Raw genomic sequence first — 19,967 nt, forward strand, 5'->3', positions numbered from 1 at the left:
TATAAGAGACAGCCCCCACCCACCGGGTTGATCATGAGGTTAGCGGCGATGTTGATCTCTGAAACTGCCGCTAACCTCATGATCAACGGGGTGGTGGAGTCTGGCGAATTCCTGGAGGGGGCGGAGCGACGAAGCGGTACGCGACGGTGGGCGCCATGCCGCGAAGACGACGATCGCAGCGAAGTTGGGCGAGATCCTGATTCACCCACCAATCAGCGCAGTCGTCCCGGCGCACACCCGGCGTACCGTCCGGGGATCAGCCGCAGCAGGCCGTGTGTGGCAACGTGCCTCTGCCGGGCTTGCGGGCACGGGATCCGCCGGGCGTGGGCCTTCACCCGGCCTCCACGGGGCGCATTGAATCTCCTGACCGTGGGCCGCAGCATCGAACAGTCTAAGTTTATGGATATCGATGGTCCCCTCCATGAACCCCGGCCGGCGCGCGTCGGGGATCAACAGCCGGCAATGCCGGAAAATCTGTCGGTGGTCACCCGTGCCGACGATGACCTGCCGATCAGCCCGGCCGGGCGGTGTGGAAAAGGGGGTGTTGGGCGGGGGCTTCGCGGTTAGCGTGCCAGGCATGTCCCGGGTGGAGATCCGACCGTTCGCCGCTGGCGACCTGACCGGGTGCGGCGCGTTGCTGGCCGAGCGGCACCGCCGGCACCGCGTCACACAGCCGCTGTTGTCGCCGCGTTTCGAGGCCGTCGAGGCCGCTGTCGCCGAGTTGACAGCCGTGTTCAAGACCGGCGACGCCTCCGGCGCGGTGGCGATCCGGGCCGGCGTACCTGTCGGGTTCGTGCTCGGTGCGCCGAAGACCTCGCCGGTGTGGGGGCCGAACATCTGGGTCGAGGCGGCCGGGCAGGCGGTCACCGATGCCGAGGTGATGCGCGACCTGTACGCGGCCGCCGCGACCCGCTGGGTCGACGAGGGCCGTACGGCACACTACGTCGTCGTGCCCGCCGACGACGCGGATCTGGTCCGGGCCTGGTTCCGGCTGGGTTTCGGCCAACAGCACGCGCATGCGATCCGGCCGGCGGAGCGACCGGTGGTGGCATCCCGGGCCGACGGGCTGTCGGTACGCCGGGCCACCCGGGCCGACATCCCGGAACTCGCCCGGCTCGACCTCGAACTGCCGACGCACCAGGGCCGGTCGCCGACCTTCTCGGCCGGCCGGGTCGGCACGATCGAGGAGAGCCTCGCGGACTGGGCCGACGACATCGACAACCCCGACTTCGCCACCTTCGTCGCGGTACGCGACGGTATGGTGATCGGCTCCGCCATCGGCTGTGCCCTGGAGAAGTCGAGCAGTCATCTCAGCCTGGCCCGCCCGGACAACGCCGGCTTCCTCGGGTTTGCCGCGGTCTTCCCGTCCGCCCGGGGGACCGGCGCCGGCCGGGCGCTCGGGGAGGCGGTGATCGGCTGGGCCGCCGACAGCGGGTTCGGCAGCGTGGTCACCGACTGGCGGGTGACCAACCTGCTGTCGTCGCGTGCCTGGCCGAGGCTCGGCTTCACCGAGACGTTCCTGCGCCTGCACCGCACCATCGGCTACTGAAGTCAGGGTCAGGGAATCGGTCGGCCCGTGGAGCCGCGCACGGGGTCGGAGGAACTGCGGCGGCGGGCGACGCCGGGACATGCCTTCGCGGCTGGTCGAGGTCAGTCCGTGAAGGCACCCGCCCGCGCGGCGGTGGCGGTGGCGTGGGCCGCCTGTTCCGCCAGGCGCGGGTCGGGAAGCGTACGGAGTAACAGCAGCTCGTGGTAGAGCGGCGCGGTGGCGGCGACGAGCAGCCGGCGCGGGTCGGTGCCTGCGGGTATCTCCCGGCGGTCGACGGCCCGGTGCACGATGGCGGCGCAGCGGTCGTACCTGTCGGCCCAGAAGCTCCGGAGGGCCGCGGCGGCCTGTTCGGACCGGAACGACGCGGCGATCAGGGCGGCGGTGACCGGCGGCTCGGCGGTCAACGCCGCGTAGACCTCCCGATTCACCGCGTGCAGGTCCCCGTCGAGGGTGCCGGTGTCGGTGGGGCTCCAGGTGTCGTCGATCGCCTCGGTGAGCGCGTCGGCGAGCAGCCCGCCGACGTCGCGCCAGCGCCGGTACACGGTGGTGCGATGGACGCCGGAGCGGTCGGCGACAGCGTCGACGCTCAGTGCGTCGTAGCCGTGTTCGGCGAGGTGGGTGCGGACCGCGTCGAGGACGCGACGACGGACGGATGAGCTGCGTCCGCCGGGCCGGGAGACCGTGGTGGCCCGCGGGCCCGGCGGTGGGAGCGGCTGGTCGGGGAACTGCCTTGTCGGTCGCGGTGCTGCCATGCCAAGATGCTATCGCAACACTTGTTGCGTTAAGCCGCCCGTGTTGGGGCCGATTCGATGGGGTGACCGCCGTGTCCATCACCGAACATCAGGTGACCGATGCCGCAAGCGGCCCATACGCGATCACCACCGGGCCGGACGACGCGCTCTGGTTCACCATGGTGCACAGCGGGCGGATCGGCCGGCTGGTGCCCGGTGCGGAGCCCGCCAGTTGGCAGCTCGACCCCGGTTGCGGGCCGACGATCATCAGCGGCGGTCCGGACGGGGCGCTCTGGTTCGCCGAGCACCGGGCGCACCGCATCGGACGGATCACCACCGACGGCAAGGTCGACGAGTTCCCGCTGCCGACCCCGCAGGCCGGGCCCTTCGGCATCGCCGCCGGCCCGGACGAAGCGCTCTGGTTCACCGAGACCAACGCCGACCGCATCGGCCGGATCAGCACCGACGGTCAGGTGACCGAGTTCCCGCTACCGTCCACCGGCGCGTTTCCGTCTGCCATCACCGCCGGTGCCGACGGCGGGATGTGGTTCACCATGAACCAGGCCAACGCGATCGGCCGGATCGGCATGGACGGCCGGGTGAGCGTCCACCCGCTACCGACGGAGGCGGCCGGGCCGGTGGGCATCACCACGGGCCGCGACGGTGCCCTGTGGTTCGTGGAGATCGCGGCCGGTCAGCTCGGAAGGATCACCTCGGACGGCGCGATCTCGGAGTTTCCGCTGCCCGACCGGGCCGGCCGTCCGCACGGGATCGCCGCCGACAACGACGGCAACCTGTGGTTCACCGAGTGGGCCGGCAACCGGGTCGGCTCGATCACGAGCGACGGCTCAATCGAGACGTACGACCTGCCAACGCCGCGCTGCGAGCCGCACGGCATCACGCTCGGCCCCGACGGCGCCATCTGGAGCGCGCTGGAGAACGGCTCGCTCGCCCGCCTCGCGCCCAGCGGTGATGAACTCCCGCCGCCGGCTCTCCACGGTCACCGCCGCCGCTAGCGACTCGATCACGGGCGCGGCCCGAAGATCCGGCGTAGCGGGTTCGGCGCGGCGTCCCGGCGGCTCCACTCCCGCGGATAACCGAGCGAGACCTCCTCGAACCGTATGCCGTCGTAGTGGGTGGTGCGCGGGATGTGCAGGTGACCGTAGACCACCGCGGCGGCGCGGAACCGCAGGTGCCAGTCTGCGGTGCGGACCGTCCCGCACCACTGCGCGAACTCCGGGTACCACAACACCTCGGTGGGCTGGCGGACCAGCGGCCAGTGATTGATCAGCAGGGTCGGCAGGGCCGGGTCGGTCGCCGCCAGCCGGCGCTCGCTCTCCGCCACCCGGGCGTGGCACCAGGACTCCCGATCCGGGTACGGGTCCGGATGCAGCACCATCTCGTCGGTGCAGACCACACCCTTGTCGTACGCCTGCCGCAGCGCCTCCTCCTTGGTGGCCGCGCCGGCCGGACGGAACGTGTAGTCGTAGAGCAGGAAAAGGGGTGCCACCGTCACCGGTCCGCCCTCGCCCGCCCAGACGGCGTAGTCGTCCTCCGGGGTCAGCACGTCGATGCCCCGGCACATCCGGACCAGTTCCCGGTAGCGGTGCTCGCCGCGCAGGCGGACGGGGTCGTTCGCGTGGGTCCAGAGTTCGTGGTTGCCGGGTGCCCAGATCACCCGGGCGAACCGGTCACGGAGCAGCCGCAACGTCCGTTCGATGTCGCCGAAGCGCTCGCCGACGTCACCGGCGACGATCAGCCAGTCGTCGGCGGACTCCGGGGTGATCCGGTCGACGATCTGACGGTTTTCCGGGTACGCGACGTGCAGGTCGCTGGTGGCGAAGAGTGATCCGGGCATCCCCTCGATCATTGCAGCCAGACCGCCCTTGGACAGCCCCGGTTCTCGTACCGTCCGAGGCCGTGCGGATCCGACGCCGCCGGAGCCTGGCAGACTCGTCGGAGTGAGCGACGTGGCCGCATCGCCCGTGGACGGCGAGTTGGAGAGTGTCAGTCTGGTGGACCTCGCGGTCACCCGGCTGACCCGGGAGATCCTCAGCGGCCGGAGCGACCCGGGTGAACGCCTGGTGGAGGAGCAGCTCACCCGGCGGCTCGGGATCAGCCGGGCGCCGCTGCGCGAGGCGCTGCGGTTGCTGGCCCAGCGCGGCCTGGTCGAGCACATCCCCCGGCGCGGCGTCCGGGTCGCCACGCTCTCCGACCGCGACGTGCGGGAACTGTACGAGCTGCGCGACGTGCTGGAGCGGTTCGCGGTACGCACGGCGGTCCCGGTACGCCGGGAGAGCGACCTGGCCGGGTTGGGGGCCGCGCTGGACCAGATGCGGGAGGCGACCCGGGCCGGCGACCGGTTGGCCGTCGCCGAGTCGCACCGGGCGTTCCACGTCGCGCTGGTGGCGTTGGCCGGTAACCGGCAGCTTTCCGTGGTGTACGACTCGATCCTGGTGAAGTTGCAGCTCTACATGGCGATCAACCTGCGCCGGGAGGCGGAGGAGGCTGAGCCGCTGGACGGGGTGCACCGGCACGAGCGGCTCTTCGAGGCGGTCGCCGGGGGAGACCCGGAGGCGGTGCTGGCGGTGCTCTCCGGCCATGGTGCCCGGTCCTACCTCGGGTGAGGGCGAGAGCCCCGATCCTGCGTCACATCGTCGTTACAGGACGCGCGGTTGCGCGTAATCGAACTGTCGACAATCGACAGTATGCCAGAGCGGATCGGGTCGGTGTCGGAGCTGAGGTCGGCGTACCTCCACGCTGGACTCACCCCCACCGAGCTGGTGGAACAGGTCCTGGCCGGGCTGGTCGGTCGAGACGGGGGACCGGTCTGGATCAGCACCCGCTCGGCCGACCAACTCCGGGCCGACGCCGAGGTGCTGACCCGTGACGGCGATCCGACGACGCAGCCGTTGTACGGGATCCCGTTCGCGGTCAAGGACAACATCGACGTCGCCGGGATGGTCACCACGGCCGGCTGCCCCGAGTTCGGATACCGTGCCGCCGAGGACGCGCCAGTGGTGCGTCGGCTGCTCGACGCCGGTGCGCTGCTCGTCGGCAAGACCAACCTGGACCAGTTCGCCACCGGGCTGACCGGTTCCCGTTCGCCGTACGGCAGCGGCGAGAGCGTCTTCGGTGGCGGCCTGATCTCCGGCGGCTCCAGCTCCGGCTCGGCCCTCGCGGTCGCCGCCGGCCAGGTCAGCTTCGCCCTGGGCACGGACACCGCCGGCTCCGGCCGGGTGCCGGCGGCGCTGAACGGCATCGTCGGCCTCAAACCCACCCGGGGTCTGCTCAGCACGGCCGGTGTGGTGCCGGCCTGCCGCTCGCTGGACTGCGTCTCGATCTTCGCCGCCGATGTCGCGGGTGCCCTGGCGGTGCTGCATGCCGCCCGTGGCGTCACGGCGGCCGATCCCTGGGGGCGGCCGCTGCCGGCGGAGCGGGTGACTGCCCGCATGCCGGGGAGGCTACGCCTCGGCGTGCCCGGGGCAGAAGACCTCGAATTCTTCGGCGACGCCGGGCAGGCGGTCCGCTTCGCCGCCGGGGTCCAGCGGCTACGAGGGCTTGTCGCCGGCACCCGTCAGGTGCCACTGCGGGCCTTCATCGCCGCCGGTGACCTGCTCTACCAGGGGCCGTGGGTGGCCGAGCGGCTCACCGGGCTGGACGACTTCCTGCGTACGCGCCCGGAGGCGGTGCTGCCGGTAACCCGGACCGTGCTGGAGGCCGGGCGACGGTACGACGCGATCGACGCCTTCCGGGGCTGGCATCGGCTACGCGAGCTGCGGGCCGAGGTCGACCGGCTCTGGCAGGAGGTCGACGTGCTTGTCGTACCGACCGTCGGCACCACCTTCACCCTCGCCGAGATCGCCGAGGACCCGATCGGCCGCAACGCGATGCTGGGCCGCTACACCCAGTTCGCGAACCTGCTCGACCTGGCCGCGGTGACAGTGCCGAACGGATTCACCGCCGCCGGTCGACCGGCGAGCCTGACCCTGCTCGGGCCGGCGTTCACCGACACCACCCTGGCCCGGCTCGCCGCCGCGGCCGGCACCGCACCCACCGGAGCCGAGGGGGATCCTCCGCTCGTCGCCGCACAACTCACCATGGGAGGAGAGAGAGGATGGGCCGGATCGGGCCGGTAACGGCGAACCCCTACCCCTGGCCGTACGACGGCGCGGCAGACACCGCGCGTACCGCCCTGCTCTGCATCGACTGGCAGACCGACTTCTGCGGGCCGGGTGGCTACGTCGACGCGATGGGCTACGACATCGGGCTGACCCGGGCCGGCCTGCCGGCCACCGCCCGGCTGCTGGCACACGCCCGGGCGCTCGGCATGCTCGTCGTGCACACCCGGGAAGGGCACGACCCCGACCTGTCCGACCTGCCGGCGAACAAGCGTTGGCGGTCGGCCCGGATCGGTGCCGAGATCGGTGCGGCCGGCCCCTGCGGCCGGATCCTGGTCAAGGGCGAACCAGGCTGGGAGATCGTGCCCGAGGTCGCCCCGGCACCCGGCGAGGTGGTCATCGACAAGCCGGGCAAGGGCGCGTTCTACGCCACGAATCTCGACCTGGTGCTGCGTACCCGGGGCATCACCCACCTGATCCTCACCGGCATCACCACCGACGTCTGCGTACACACCACCATGCGCGAGGCGAACGACCGTGGGTACGAGTGCCTCATCCTCGCCGACTGCACCGGTGCCACCGACAAGGACAACCACGACGCGGCCCTGCACATGGTGACCATGCAGGGCGGAGTCTTCGGCTGCGTGGCGACCTCCGACGACGTCATCGCCGCCACCACCGACGTGAGGTGACGAATGTTGACGATCGCGAGTACGCGCCCCTCCCCGTACACCTTCACACCTGCCACCACCGCGCTGCTCGTCATCGACATGCAGCGCGACTTCCTGGAGCCCGGCGGCTTCGGTGAGAGCCTCGGCAACGACGTGGGCCAGTTGCGCCGCACCATCGCGCCACTGGCGGCGCTGCTGGCCGCCGCCCGCGCCGCGGGCCTGACCGTGGTGCACACCCGCGAGGGCCACCTGCCCGACCTCTCCGACTGCCCACCGGCCAAGCTGCACCGGGGCGCGCCGAGCCGGCGCATCGGCGACCCCGGACCCAAGGGACGCATCCTGATCCGGGGCGAGTACGGCCACGACATCATCGACGAACTCGCGCCGCTGCCCGGTGAGCCGGTCATCGACAAGCCGGGCAAGGGCGCGTTCCACGCCACCGAACTGTCCGACCTGCTCACCGAACGGAAGATCCAGAGCCTGCTGGTCACCGGTGTCACCACCGAGGTGTGCGTACACACCACCGTCCGGGAGGCCAACGACCGCGGGTACGAGTGCCTCGTGCTCGCCGACTGCGTCGGGTCCTACTTTCCCGAGTTCCACCGGGTCGGGCTCGACATGATCGCCGCCCAGGGCGGCATCTTCGGGTGGGTCGCCGAGTCCACGGACGTGCTCGCCGTGCTGCCCACCACCCCCGTAACGCAGCCCTCCTCCTGATCGGGAGCAGCCATGGTCGCCACCAGGTCCACCGCCGCCGGACTCCCGTACTGGGTGCGCGGCGACACCAACGCGTTCTTCGGTTTCGGCGTCAACGTCCTGGTCAACGTGCTCACCCTGACCGGGCTCTGCATCTTCGTGGTGAACCTGCCCGAGCGGGAGGTGTTCGGCACCATCCTTCCCGCGCTCGGCATCGCCCTGGTCGCCGGGAACATCTACTACACCCACCTGGCCCGACGGCTGGCCCGCCGGGAGAACCGCAGCGACGTCACCGCCCTGCCGTACGGGCCGAGCGTGCCGCACATGTTCATCGTCATCTTCGTCATCATGCTGCCGATCTTCCTGCGTACCGGCGATCCGATCCGGGCCTGGGAGGCTGGGCTGGCGTGGGCCTTCATCATCGGCGTGATCGTGCTGATCGGCGCCTTCGTCGGCCCGTACATCCGCCGGTTCACGCCCCGGGCGGCGCTGCTGGGCACCCTCGCCGGCATCTCCATCACCTTCATCTCGATGAACCCGGCCGGGCAGATGTGGCGGCTGGCCTGGGTCGCCCTGCCGGTGTTCGCGTTGCTGCTGATCGGCCTGCTCACCGACGTCAAGCTGCCGTTCAACTTTCCGATCGGGTTGGCCGCCCTGCTGCTCGGCACCGCGATCGGCTGGGCCGGCGGGGCGATGTCGGTGCCGGACGTCACGTCGGCGGCACGGGACATCGCCTTCGCCTTCCCCACCCTCCAACTCGACCTGCTCTGGCGCGGACTGTCCGACATGGCACCGCTGTTGGCCACCGCGATCCCGCTCGGTGTCTACAACTTCACCGAGGCGATGACGAACGTGGAGAGCGCGGCCACCGCCGGCGACAACTTCAACCTGCGCAGCGTGCTGCTCGCCGACGGGGCCGGCGCGGTGATCGGCTCCGCCCTCGGCTCGCCGTTCCCGCCGGCCGTCTACGTCGGCCACCCGGGCTGGAAGGCCGCCGGCGGGCGGACCGGCTACTCGATGGCCACCGGCATCGTCATCGCGCTGCTCTGCTTCCTCGGCATGTTCTCCCTGCTCGGCGCGATCTTCCCGACCGCAGCGATCGTGCCGATCCTGCTCTACATCGGCCTGCTCATCGGCGCCCAGGCGTTCCAGGCCACCCCCAGGGCGCACGCGGCGGCGGTGGTGGCGGCGCTGATTCCCAACATCGCCGCCTGGGCCACCGGACAGATGAACAACGCCCTGGCGGCGGCGGGCACCACGGCGGCGGAGGTAGGTGACGAGGCACTCGCCGGTGCCGGGGTGGTCTACGACGGCCTGCGTGTTCTCGGCGAGGGCGCCATCCTCGCCGGCCTGGTGCTCGGCGCGATAGTCGCGTTCATCATCGACAAGCGCTTCGTCCAGGCCGCCCTCTTCGCCGCCTCGGGCGCGGTGCTCGCCTTCATCGGCCTGATCCACGGCGAGGAGGTCCAGTGGAACGCCAACGGCCAGGTCGCCCTCGGCTACCTCTTCGTGGCGGTGGTCTGCGCGATCTTCGCGCTCGGCAAGTACCCGCCCCGGGTCCCCGAACCCGAGGAGATCGAGTTGGACCGCCAGCATGGCGGCCCGGCCGCGGACCCCGTCCCGGCGGCGCGGGACTGACCGTGGAGATCGACCGACCCGACGTGGTAGCCGAGGTGACGGCGGCCTTCGCCGACTACGAGCAGGCCCTGGTCGACGGGGACGCCGAGGGGATCTGCGGACACTTCTGGGACTCCGACCGGACCGTACGCTTCGGCATCGCCGACCACCAGTACGGCTTGGCGGAGCAACGCAAGTGGCGGGCCGCGCAGCCGCCGCTGCCACCCGGCCGCCGGCTGGTCGACACCATCGTCACCACCTTCGGCGCGGACCTCGCGGTGGTCACCACCAGATTCGGGTACGCCGGCACCGCCGCGACCGGCCGACAGACCCAGACCTGGGTACGCCTACCGACCGGCTGGCGCATCGTCACCGCCCACGTCTCCGAGCCGGCGGAGGTTGCCGACGATCCGGACTGAGCGGAACATTGGCGTGCCGATGCCTCGGGCGCATACTGACATCGGCCTCGGCATGAGGATTTCCGGCAACCTATTGAGGGATCAAGAGGTCGGGATGCTCGTTCTTGACACGCAGTCGCTACCGCCCAGGGAACGCGCCGAGGCGTTCCAGGCCACAGTCAGCGGCAACTGCTCGGTGAGCATGGCATCGTTCGAGGACCCGACCTCGATCCAGGCGAAGATGACGGTCTTCGAGTTCGGTCGCGCCAAGGTGTTCAACATCGAGGCCAGCGGCACCACCCTGCGCCGCACACCCCGCATCGCCCGGGCCGCCGACGAGTCGTCGATCGTGCTGGCGCTGCCGATGCGGACCGACAACCAGCTGACCTGGGCGCGCGAGGATCGAGTGTTCGGGCCGCGCGACCTCATGCTTGTCGACCTGTCGCTGCCCTACGTCTACGGCTGGCGGGGCGGCGGTGCCTCGTACGCACTGCACGTCGAGGTGGATCACCTGGCGTTGCCCCGGGACGCGATTCACCGGGCCGCTCGCGAGCTGCGGCGCAGCCCGCTCTACGAGCTGGTCCGCGACCACGTCGCCCGAGTGACCACCCAGGCGGAGACTCTGGTGCAAGGCGGTGCCACGGCCGAACTCGGTGCCGCTTCCGCCGAGCTGATGCGCGCTCTGGTGGTCTCGGCGGCCGGCGACGACCGACGGCTGCGCGAGACCATGCACTCCTCGACGCAGGCGCGGGTCCAGGCGTACATCCGCGCCCACCTGCGGGATCCGGAGCTGACTCCGGCGCGCATCGCCGCGGCCAACGCGATCTCGCTGCGCGCTCTCTACAAGCTGTACGAGACGCTGGGCCAGAGCCTGGAGCAGTCGATCATCGAGCAGCGTCTGCACGGCGCTCGGGCAGATCTGACGGCCACCCGTCGGCGCTACACCTCCATCGCGGCGACGGCCCGCGCCTGGGGTTTCTCCAACCCGAGTTTCTTCTCCAGCAAGTTCCGCGAGCTGTTCGGCGTCACCCCACGACAGTTGACCACGATGACGCAGTCCGCGCAGCAGGTCGATTCGCTGTCGTAGCCCTCCGTTGACCTCCGTGCCGCCCGCATCGCGGGGCGCACCGGCGACGCCGTTCGCGGACGGTGCAGGCAGGCGTCAGAACCGTGCATCGTCAGCACACTTTCGCGGGTTCTCGGCTGCGAGATTGTCCACGTCATCGGACGCATCGCACCGCTAGGAGCAGCGTATGTCTGTCGTCACCGTCTCCGACGGCGCAGAGATCTTCTACCAGGACTGGGGTGCCGGCCGCCCGGTCGTGCTCAGCCACGGCTGGCCGCTGAACTCCGACAGTTGGGAGGCTCAGGCGTTGTACCTGGCCAGCAACGGCTACCGGGTCATCGCGCATGACCGGCGTGGCCACGGCCGCTCCACCCGGACCTGGCACGGCAACGAGATGGACACCTACGCCGACGATCTCGCCGCCCTGCTGGAGCACCTGGACCTGCGTGAGGCCACCCTGGTCGGGTTCTCCACCGGCGGTGGCGAGGTGGCCCGTTACCTGGGCCGCCACGGCACCGGCCGGGTCGCCCAGGTGGTGCTGGTCAGCGCGGTGCCGCCGTTCATGCTCAAGACCGACGACAACCCCGGCGGCGTACCCGTCGAGGTGTTCGACGGCATCCGCGCCGGATCGCTGGCCGACCGGTCCCAGCTCTACCGGGATCTCGCCGACGGCCCGTTCTTCGGGCACAACCGCCCCGGCGCGAACGTCTCGTCGGGGAGTCGCGACGCGTTCTGGTTGCAGAGCATGGCCGCCGGACACCGCAACGCGTACGAGTGCATCGCCGCGTTCTCCGCCACCGACTTCCGTCCCGACCTGGACGCTATCGACGTGCCCACCCTGGTCATTCACGGCGACGACGACCAGGTCGTGCCGTTCGAGGTGGGCGGCGCGGCCTCCGCCGCCCGGATCAAGGACGCTCGGCTGGTGGTGTACCCGGGTGCTCCGCACGGCATCACCGACACCCACAAACAGCGGCTCGGTGACGACCTGCTCGGTTTCCTCAAGGAGTACCAGTCATGAGACCGATCGTCCTGGTGCACGGCTTCTGGGTCACGCCCCGCAGCTGGGAAAACTGGATCACCCACTACGAGCGCAAGGGCCACCAGGTGGTGGCGCCCGCGTACCCGGGCTTCGAGGTCGAGGTGGAGGCCCTCAACGCCGACCCCACCCCGATCGCGCAGGTGACCGTGCCGGAGATCATCTCGCATCTGGAGGGTGTGATCCGGGCGCTGCCGGAGCAGCCGATCATCATCGGACACTCGGCTGGCGGCGCCTTCACGCAGATCCTGCTCGACCACGGCTTCGGCGCGGCCGGCGTGGCGCTGAACTCGGCCCCCACCGAAGGCGTCCGCGTCGTGCCGTTGTCCCAGCTGAAGTCGACGTTCCCGGTCTTCAAGAGCCCGGCCAACCGGCACAAGGCGGTCGGCCTCACCTTCGACCAGTGGCGGTACGCCTTCACCAACACGTTCAGCGAGGACGAGGCACGTGCGCTCTACGAGCGCTACCACATCCCCGCGCCCGGCAGCATCGTCTGGGGTGGTGTGCTGGCCAACTTCCAACCCGGCCACCAGGACACCTGGGTCGACTACCACAACGACGACCGGGCACCGCTGTTGTTCGTCTCCGGCGCCGAGGACCACATCATGCCGCCGGCCGTCCAGGAGTCCAACGCCAAGCACTACAAGTCCAGGACCGTCACCGAACACCGCGAGTACGCCGGCTACGCCCACCTGCTGCCCGCGCAGAAGGGCTGGGAGCAGATCGCGGACGAGGTGCTCGACTGGGCCCTGCAGCACGCCCGATGACCAGCATGCGGATCACGCACCTGGGCGGCCCCACCACACTGATCGAGGTGGCGGGTTGGCGGATCCTCACCGACCCGACCTTCGACGCCCCCGGCCGGACCTACGGGTTCGGCTGGGGCACCACCTCGCGCAAGCTCGCCGGCCCGGCACTGCCGGCCGGTTCGCTCGGCGACATCGACGCGGTGCTGCTCACCCATGACCAGCACGCCGACAACCTCGACGACGCCGGTCGTGAGCTGCTGGCCGACGCGTACCGGATCGTCACCACCGTGGCCGGCAGCCGGCGACTCGGCGCGGGTGCGACCGGCCTGGCCCCCTGGCAGCGCACCCAACTCACCGCACCGGACCGGCCGACCATCGAGGTCACCGCCACGCCGTGCCGGCACGGACCACCGTTGAGCCGCCTGATCGTGGGCGAGGTGACCGGCTTCGTACTGCGCTGGACCGGGCAGCAGCACGGCGCCTTCTGGATCACCGGCGACACGGTGCTCTACCGCGGGCTCCGCCAGGTCGCCGACCGGTTCACCATCGGCACCATGGTGCTGCACCTGGGCGCGGTGCGCTTCCACCTCACCGGTCCGCTGCGCTACACCCTGACTGCGGCTGACGGTGCCGAACTGTGCGGGCTGATCGGGGCCCGCACCGTGCTACCGGTCCACTACGAAGGCTGGAGCCACTTCACCGAGGGCCGCCAGGGCGTCGAGTCAGCCTTCGCCGCCGCCCCTACCCGTTGATCATGAAGTTATCGTCCGGGTAAGCGTTTGCCGGGGACAATAACTTCATGATCAACCTTGCGGTTTCGGGGGTTCGGCTCAGAAGCGGAGTGCTGCGTGGCCGCCGACTATGGGGAGGTGTAGTTGGCTGTGGTGGGGGGCGACCCGAAGTTCGGTGCCGCCCAGCGGCAGCAGGGTGTGTTCCTGGTCGGTGGAGAAGACCACCAGGCCGATCCGGTGACCGGCCGGGAAGACGTAGTCCTTCGGTTCCAGGGTCCACCGCAGGTCATACAGTTTGCCCTGCTTGAGCGGCTGGGTGCGGGCGGCGCTGGTGCGGTTCTGCGGATCCGTCCAGCCCCGGGTCACCACCGTCGGCGCGCCGTTCGGACCGTAGTCGACGAGGTACGCGGTCAGGTTCGCGTCCGGCTTGTTGTCGATCGCCGTACGCAGCCGTAGCTCCGGACGGCCGGAGATGCGGACCTCGTCGGCCAGCGCGGGGGAGCGGTAGATCAGCCGGTGCTCGCTTGCCGTATCCGGGCCGGTAACCAGCGTGCTCGGGTGGATGGTCCGCCCCTCGTCGACAAAGCGCTGCTCGACCTTGGCCTTCGGCTGCCTGCCCGAGCTGAGCGTCCCCGGGGCGGCGGCGTCGGTCGCACCCAGTGGCAACGCGACCGGGCGGCTGGCCGGGTCAGGCCAGTTGCGGTACGTGGCGTAGACCCGGTCCTCGCGCTGCACCACCGCTGTCGGTTCGTCCATGATGCCGTTGCGGACGTTCCACAGCCAGTAGTCGAACCAGCGGTTCTCGGTCTGTTTCCAGGTCCAGGTGCGTCCGTCCGGCAGGGTCACCGACGCCGTGTTGCCGGGGCCGCCGTGGCCGCCCTGGTGCAGCCAGAGCTTGCGCGGCACGCCGCGCTTGGCGAGCGCGTCCCACCAGCCGGCGAAGTGCTCGGTGCGGACGTTCCAGTCGTTGAGGCCGTGCACCACGAGCACGCTCGCCGTCACCTTCCGGGCGTCGAGGTAGTCGCGCTCCGCCCAGAACCGGGAGTAGTCGCCGGTGACGCGGTCCTGCCGGGCGGTCAGCTCGGCGATCTCGTCCGCGCAGGCACCCTCGGCGCGGGCCCGGCCGGCGGTGAACTGGGCCAGGATGTCGGCGTCCTCGCCCTGGTAACCGCCGGGCGCGACGACCAGGCCGTTGGCTCGGTAGTAGTCGTACCAGCTGCTGATCGCGGCGACCGGCACGATGGTGCGCAGTCCCTCGACTCCGGTGGTGGCCACCTGGTTGGGCAGCGTGCCGTTGTAGGAGACGCCGGTCATGCCGACCGCGCCGGTGGTCCAGTCGGCGGTGACCGGCGCGCCGGTGGCGTCGTAACCCCTCGCCCGGCCGTTGAGCCAGTCGATCACCGCCTTGGTGCCGAGCGTCTCGGCCTGGTCGCCGCTGGTCGGGCAGCCGTCCGAGTCGCCGGTGCCGATGCTCTGCCCGAGCACCACCGCGTAACCCCGGGGCACGTAGTAGTCGTCCAGTTGACCGGGCAGGTTGGCCTTCGCCTCCGCGCGCTGGACACCGACATCGGCGGCACCGGCCCGCGAGCCGGAGCCGCGGGTCAGGCCGTTCTGCGGCAACTCGTCCACCAGCACGCTCGGGTACGGCACATCACCCCAGGTGCCCTTGCGGTAGGGGCTGTGCTCGAAGATGACAGGCACCTGGAAACCGTGGGTGGCGGTCTCCCGGGGGCGGGAGATGTCGATCGCCACCCGGTCGCGGCGGCCGTCCCGGTCGGTGTCCAGCGGGGTCTCCACGTAGACCCGTTGCTCGATGGCGTCAGCGAGCGAGAACACCGGCTGGGTCATGCCGTCGCTGACCACGATCCCCGGTGAGGCGGTCGCCTCGGGTGCGGCCATGGCCGTGGCCGGGGTCGCAGTCAGCGCCAGGGCACTGGAGAGCCCGGCACCTAACAGGGCCGCAAGGCGGGGTCGACGCACGGGGGTTTCCCTTCGGTCGGGGGCACGGCCGGGTCGGCCGGGTGGACAAAGATCGATTGGTCCACATGCTATGCCTGACATCGAAGGTGTTGAAGGGCGACTAGCTTCCGCTCGCCAACGCCTCGCGCATCCGGTTGATCTCGACGCTCTGCTCCACCACGACGCTGCTGGCCATCTCGTTGATGATGCCGTCGCTGCCGAGCGTGAGTGCCTCGTTCGCCATGGTGATCGCGCCCTGGTGGTGGTCGGTCATCATCGCGACGAACATCCGGTCGAACTCGTCGCCACGCGCGGCGGTGAGTCGGTTGAGGGCCTCCGCCGACTGCATACCGGACATGGTGTGCTGGTGATCGCCGCCGGATTCGCGGTTCAGGCCCCGCTCGGTCAGCCAGGTCTCCAAGAACGTGATCTCGGGGCCCTGGGCGGCCAGGATCCGCTCCGCGATGCTCCTCAGTTGAGGGTTCTCGCCCCGGTCGGCCACCAGTCGGGCCATCACCAGTGCCTGCTCGTGGTGCGGGATCATCATGGTGACGAAGCGGACGTCGGCGTTGTTGTGCGGCTGGCGCGGCAGGGCGGACACCTGGTTGGCCGCGGCGGTCTTCGCCGGCTCGCCGGGACGGCCGGGCATCAGCACGGGTGCGGTGGAGTCCGGCAGGCCGGGTAGCTCGATGCTGGCCGAGGGGGCCGCCGTGGTCGCCGGCTCGGACCCGTCGTCGGGCAGCCAGAACAGCACGGCCGCCCCGATGGCCAGCACCGCCAGCACGGCCAGCTCGATCAGCACGACCGGCCGAGATGGACGGAGGAGCCTACGGATCGGAACACCTAGCACTACTTGCCTCCCGCCATGGCTACCGAGGTTGGCCGGGATCGTAACGCGGGCCGGGGATGTGACAGCAGAGGTCGGGGGCGGCGAAAAGATGTTATTGGTCGTTCCTTGGGTTATTCGTGTTCCCGGTGTTGCTGAATCGTGACACTTGCTCGACAGGCAGTGTGACCTAAATCACAATGATCTCCATGTTGATCGGGCTATGGTCCCGCTACCCCCGTTTCACCCATGACGAAGGGTGGTCCTACATGTCCCAACCAACCCCACGAGGGAGACGGAGGCTGGTCCTCGGTCTGGCCGCCACCGGCGCCCTTCTCCTCAGCGCCGTCGCGGCCGCCCCCGCGAACGCCGCCGCCAACGACATCCCCGCCGTTGACGAGATTGTCAGCAGCCCGAACCTGACCCAGATCGCCAACGTGCCGAAGTTCGGCGCGTTTGCCACCGAAGCGTCGTACAACAGCGACCTGGCCTTCCAGGGCGACTACGTCTTCGCCGGCAACTACAACGGGTTCAACATCTTCGACGTCAGCGACCCGGCCTCACCCCAGGTGGTCAGCCAGGTCGTCTGCCCGGGTGCCCAGGGTGACCCGTCGGTCTTCGGCAACCTGCTCTTCCTCGCGGTCGACTCGCCTCGCAGCGACGACTCGTGCAACAGCGCCGCGGGTTCCGTGGCCAACGCGGCGCACTGGGAGGGTGTCCGGATCTTCGACATCAGCGACAAGGCGAACCCGCAGTACATCAAGTCGGTCCGCACCGACTGCGGTTCGCACACGCTGACGCTGGTGCCGGACAAGGCCGGCAAGGACGTGTACGTCTACGTCCAGTCGTACAGCCCGTCGGCCAGCGCGGCCTACTGCAAGCCGCCGCACGACAAGATTTCCATCATCAAGGTGCCGCTGGACGAGGCGACAAGCGCCGAGGTGGTGGCCACCCCGGTCCTCTTCCCGGGTGGCGGCAACACCAACACCAGCGGTTGCCACGACATCACCGTCTACCCGGCGCTGGACCTGGCCGCCGGCGCCTGCATGGGTGACGGCGTGCTGATGGACATCTCCGACCCGTTGAACCCGGTGCTCCTGGACGAGGTGCGGGACACGAACTTCGCGTTCTGGCACTCGGCCACGTTCAACAACGCCGGCACCAAGGTGCTCTTCACCGACGAACTCGGTGGCGGCAGCGGCGCCATCTGCACCGCCAACTACCGGACCAACCAGGGCGCGAACGCGATCTACGACATCGTGGGCTCGGGCGCGGACCGGCAGCTCGTCTTCAAGAGCTACTTCAAGATCCCGCGGCTGAACAGCCCCCGGGAGAACTGCGTCGCCCACAACGGCTCGCTGATCCCGGCGATGGGCCGCGACATCATGGTGCAGGCGTGGTACCAGGGCGGCATCTCGGTGATCGACTTCACCGACTCGGCCAACCCGGTCGAGATCGCCTACTGGGAGCGGGGGCCGCTCTCGGACACCCGGACCATCCTCGGTGGGTCCTGGTCGACGTACTGGAACAACGGCTACATCTACTCGAACGACATCCAGAAGGGCCTGGACGTCCTGAAGCTGGACGACCCGATCACCAACAACGCGCGGGCGATGGCTTTCGCGGAGCTGAACGTCCAGACCCAGCCCAGCTACCCGGCCTGCACCACCGTGCTGCGTGGACAGAACAACGGCGTGCTCACCATCGATTCCGGCATCACCTGCCTGGATGGGGTGACCCAGAACGGTGCGATCAAGGTCAACCCGGGTGCCGGTCTGATCGTTTTCGACTCCGAGGTGAAGGGCTCGATCCAGGCGAACCGTCCCTCGGTCGTGTCGATCGTGGAGAGCAAGGTCAAGGGTTCGGTACACGCCACCGGCGCCAACATCCGGGACAGCGAGATCACCGGCACCGTCCGGACCGGACTCGACCTGCCGGTCACGGTGACCGCGCAGGCGCGGTGCATCGCCGGTAAGGCGTACCTGAGTGTGCAGGCGCGCAACGACCACGACGCGGCGGTGGGCATCGCGCTGGAGTCCGGGTACGGCGAGCGTTCCTTCCCGAACGTGGCGTCGGGCGGAAACGGCTTCCAGCAGTTCACCACGCGGGTGGCAGCGGTGCCGGCCGGTACGGCGACGGTCCGGGTCACCGGCTCCATCGACGGTGAGGATGTGACGACAGTCGTCACGAAGGATTATCCGGGCGTCAACTGCGCCAGCTGAATCCCGAAAGGCAACCACGAACAGTAGCGGAGAACGGATGAACATACAGAGTCGTAAACGCCTGCTCGCGGCAGGCGCCGCCGGAGCCCTGCTCGCCGGGACGGTGGCGCTGCCGTCGCCCGCGCTGGCCGAGCCCGGTGACGAGGCGGATGTGCGGGTCACCGTCGACATCGAGGAGATCAGGGAGCCTGGCGTACTGGCCATGTCGGTGGCCGCCGACTCGGTCGCCCTGACCGAGGACGGGTCGACGCTGCTGGTGCGTCAGTTCGTCGGCACCCTGCCGACGGTCACCGTGACCGACACCCGCACCGCCGACGAGGTGCCGGCGGGCGCGGCGTGGGCCGTGCTGGGCAGCGCCACCGACTTTGTCGGTAGCGCGGGTCAGGCGCCGATCGGCGCCGGGCACCTGGGCTGGAAGCCGCGTCTCCTCGACGGGGACGACAGCGGCCTGGTCAGTGAGGGTGAGGAGGTGGTGACCGTGCTGGACGAAGCGACCCAACCAGGTAACAACGTGGGTCTGGTCGACCAGGAACTGCTGGTGTCGACATTCGACTCCGGCGCGGTTGCCGGTGACGCGTACTCGGTGAACGCGGACCTGTTCCTGCGTACCCCGGGTGACGTCGCCGCGGGTGCCTACACCTCGACGCTGACCCTCTCGCTGTTCGAGTGACGGACCGGTGGGGAGCCGTGTCGCCATGGCACCCCACCAGGTCCGGGTAGCGCACCGGAACCGGTCAGATCAGCGTGGCTCCGGCCCGGCGGCCTGCCGCCGGGCCGGAGCCCGTCGCGGGGCTAACCGGCTTTCCTGGTCGGATCTCGTCCGCGCCCCGGGCTGGCTCGGAAACGCTTCTCGGGACATGCCTCGACGGGTCAACCGGCCGGTGTCGAATCCGGTGTTTCCCTGGACATGAAAGGTCCATACCGGCGGCTAGAGTCGCGGTGTGGACGAACTCGTGGCGCTCTACGCCGAGGGCGACCTTTCCGGCCGGGTCGTCGGCAGTGCGCGGCGCAGTGTGGTCCGCGCCGAGAACCTGCCCCACGCCGCCACTGCGGTGCTGCTACGCGACGCTCGGGACCGGGTCTACGTGCACCGGCGTACCGACACCAAGGATCTGTACCCGGGCATGCACGACGCCTTCGCCGGTGGCGTGGTGCTGGCCGGGGAGGATCCGGTCGCCGCGGCCGGTCGGGAACTCGCCGAGGAACTGGGCGTACGCAACTGTGACCTGCGGCCCTGCCTGCGGTACTGGTACGCGGACCCGTCCACCTCCTATCTGGCGTACGTCTTCGAGGCCCGCTACGACCCCGAGCGGTGCGGCCCGGTGGTGCACCAGCCCAGCGAGGTGGCGGCGGGATGGTGGCTGGACCTGCCCGACCTGCTGCACCGCCTGGCCGATCCGACCTGGCCCTTCGTGCCCGACGGTCGGGTCGTCCTCGACCGCTACCTGGGGCGGTCCTCGGCGTAGCCGGCCGGCTCGCGGGACGCCACCGGCTCCGAGCGCGACCGGATCAGGCCGTCACCGGTGCGGGCGCGACCGGTTCGGGCCGTCACCGGTGCGGTGATGTCCGACCCGGGCACTAGCCTGACGGCA

The 19,967-nt window shown here is 70.1% G+C and carries 18 protein-coding genes and 1 pseudogene; 15 read left to right on the top strand and 4 right to left on the bottom strand.

Translation table 11 applies throughout. The features are described 5' to 3' along the window. Positions 1-577 precede the first annotated feature (577 nt). The gene (locus tag C1I93_RS01815; RefSeq protein WP_223256163.1) at positions 578-1,549 is read left to right on the top strand and encodes a GNAT family N-acetyltransferase; all 972 of its coding nucleotides are present in this window, start codon (positions 578-580) and stop codon (positions 1,547-1,549) included. A 101-nt stretch (positions 1,550-1,650) separates the two neighbouring features. On the opposite strand, the gene C1I93_RS01820 is transcribed toward C1I93_RS01815, so the two are convergent. Continuing rightward, the gene (locus C1I93_RS01820; protein WP_111241434.1) at positions 1,651-2,301 is read right to left on the bottom strand and encodes a TetR/AcrR family transcriptional regulator; all 651 of its coding nucleotides are present in this window, start codon (positions 2,299-2,301) and stop codon (positions 1,651-1,653) included. A gap of 71 nt (positions 2,302-2,372) precedes the next feature. Here C1I93_RS01820 and C1I93_RS01825 point away from each other — a divergent pair, with 71 nt between their 5' ends. Continuing rightward, the gene (locus C1I93_RS01825) at positions 2,373-3,296 is read left to right on the top strand and encodes a Vgb family protein (protein WP_220039551.1); all 924 of its coding nucleotides are present in this window, start codon (positions 2,373-2,375) and stop codon (positions 3,294-3,296) included. Positions 3,297-3,304: 8 nt separating this feature from the next. Here C1I93_RS01825 and C1I93_RS01830 read toward each other — a convergent pair whose 3' ends face one another. Further along, complete coding sequence (locus tag C1I93_RS01830) at positions 3,305-4,138, bottom strand: metallophosphoesterase family protein (protein ID WP_111241478.1); 834 nt, start codon at positions 4,136-4,138, stop codon at positions 3,305-3,307. 103 nt (positions 4,139-4,241) lie between these two features. On the opposite strand from C1I93_RS01830, the gene C1I93_RS01835 reads away from it, so the two are divergent. The 10 genes from C1I93_RS01835 to C1I93_RS01880 all read left to right on the top strand — a co-directional run bounded on the left by C1I93_RS01835 (position 4,242) and on the right by C1I93_RS01880 (position 13,389). Then, positions 4,242-4,907: a GntR family transcriptional regulator gene (locus C1I93_RS01835; RefSeq protein ID WP_111241436.1), complete on the top strand. Its 666-nt coding sequence runs from the start codon at positions 4,242-4,244 to the stop codon at positions 4,905-4,907. An 81-nt stretch (positions 4,908-4,988) separates the two neighbouring features. After that, a complete protein-coding gene (gene atzF / locus C1I93_RS01840) occupies positions 4,989-6,419 on the top strand; it encodes an allophanate hydrolase (RefSeq protein ID WP_111241437.1) in 1,431 nt (476 codons plus the stop codon). Beyond that, a complete protein-coding gene (gene biuH, locus C1I93_RS01845; protein ID WP_111241438.1) occupies positions 6,398-7,093 on the top strand; it encodes a biuret amidohydrolase in 696 nt (231 codons plus the stop codon). The genes atzF and biuH overlap by 22 nt, the downstream gene beginning before the upstream one ends. A 3-nt stretch (positions 7,094-7,096) precedes the next feature. Next, positions 7,097-7,789 carry a cysteine hydrolase family protein gene (locus C1I93_RS01850; RefSeq protein WP_111241439.1) on the top strand — a complete coding sequence of 231 codons (693 nt, stop codon included), beginning with the start codon at positions 7,097-7,099 and terminating at the stop codon, positions 7,787-7,789. Between the two features lie 12 nt (positions 7,790-7,801). Further along, the gene (locus C1I93_RS01855; RefSeq protein WP_111241440.1) at positions 7,802-9,406 is read left to right on the top strand and encodes a SulP family inorganic anion transporter; all 1,605 of its coding nucleotides are present in this window, start codon (positions 7,802-7,804) and stop codon (positions 9,404-9,406) included. 2 nt (positions 9,407-9,408) lie between these two features. Further along, on the top strand, positions 9,409-9,804 hold the full coding sequence (gene hpxZ / locus C1I93_RS01860) for an oxalurate catabolism protein HpxZ (protein ID WP_111241441.1): 396 nt from the start codon (positions 9,409-9,411) through the stop codon (positions 9,802-9,804). Between the two features lie 94 nt (positions 9,805-9,898). Further along, on the top strand, positions 9,899-10,870 hold the full coding sequence (locus C1I93_RS01865) for a helix-turn-helix domain-containing protein (RefSeq protein WP_181444967.1): 972 nt from the start codon (positions 9,899-9,901) through the stop codon (positions 10,868-10,870). 166 nt (positions 10,871-11,036) lie between these two features. Continuing rightward, positions 11,037-11,870 carry an alpha/beta fold hydrolase gene (locus C1I93_RS01870; RefSeq protein ID WP_111241443.1) on the top strand — a complete coding sequence of 278 codons (834 nt, stop codon included), beginning with the start codon at positions 11,037-11,039 and terminating at the stop codon, positions 11,868-11,870. Continuing rightward, positions 11,867-12,655, top strand: coding sequence for an alpha/beta hydrolase (locus C1I93_RS01875; RefSeq protein ID WP_111241444.1), 789 nt, complete (start codon positions 11,867-11,869; stop codon positions 12,653-12,655). The genes C1I93_RS01870 and C1I93_RS01875 overlap by 4 nt, the downstream gene beginning before the upstream one ends. Then, positions 12,652-13,389: an MBL fold metallo-hydrolase gene (locus C1I93_RS01880; RefSeq protein WP_111241445.1), complete on the top strand. Its 738-nt coding sequence runs from the start codon at positions 12,652-12,654 to the stop codon at positions 13,387-13,389. Before C1I93_RS01875 ends, C1I93_RS01880 begins: the two co-directional genes overlap by 4 nt. Positions 13,390-13,467: 78 nt before the next feature. Here the strand turns inward: C1I93_RS01880 and C1I93_RS01885 are convergent, their stop codons facing one another. Together C1I93_RS01885 and C1I93_RS01890 are read right to left on the bottom strand one after the other, a co-directional pair. Then, a complete protein-coding gene (locus C1I93_RS01885) occupies positions 13,468-15,348 on the bottom strand; it encodes a Xaa-Pro dipeptidyl-peptidase (protein ID WP_111241446.1) in 1,881 nt (626 codons plus the stop codon). Between the two features lie 100 nt (positions 15,349-15,448). Beyond that, the gene (locus tag C1I93_RS01890) at positions 15,449-16,129 is read right to left on the bottom strand and encodes a DUF305 domain-containing protein (RefSeq protein WP_111241447.1); all 681 of its coding nucleotides are present in this window, start codon (positions 16,127-16,129) and stop codon (positions 15,449-15,451) included. A gap of 293 nt (positions 16,130-16,422) precedes the next feature. Here C1I93_RS01890 and C1I93_RS01895 point away from each other — a divergent pair. The 3 genes and pseudogenes from C1I93_RS01895 to C1I93_RS01905 form a co-directional block, all read left to right on the top strand. Next, positions 16,423-17,799, top strand: a pseudogene (locus C1I93_RS01895) (LVIVD repeat-containing protein); the annotation flags it as partial. A gap of 613 nt (positions 17,800-18,412) precedes the next feature. Continuing rightward, complete coding sequence (locus C1I93_RS01900; protein ID WP_111241448.1) at positions 18,413-19,045, top strand: hypothetical protein; 633 nt, start codon at positions 18,413-18,415, stop codon at positions 19,043-19,045. Positions 19,046-19,316: 271 nt separating this feature from the next. Continuing rightward, positions 19,317-19,841: an NUDIX hydrolase gene (locus C1I93_RS01905; RefSeq protein ID WP_111241449.1), complete on the top strand. Its 525-nt coding sequence runs from the start codon at positions 19,317-19,319 to the stop codon at positions 19,839-19,841. Positions 19,842-19,967 lie beyond the last annotated feature (126 nt).

This window comes from Micromonospora endophytica, assembly GCF_003236305.1.
Classification (GTDB): domain Bacteria; phylum Actinomycetota; class Actinomycetes; order Mycobacteriales; family Micromonosporaceae; genus Micromonospora; species Micromonospora endophytica.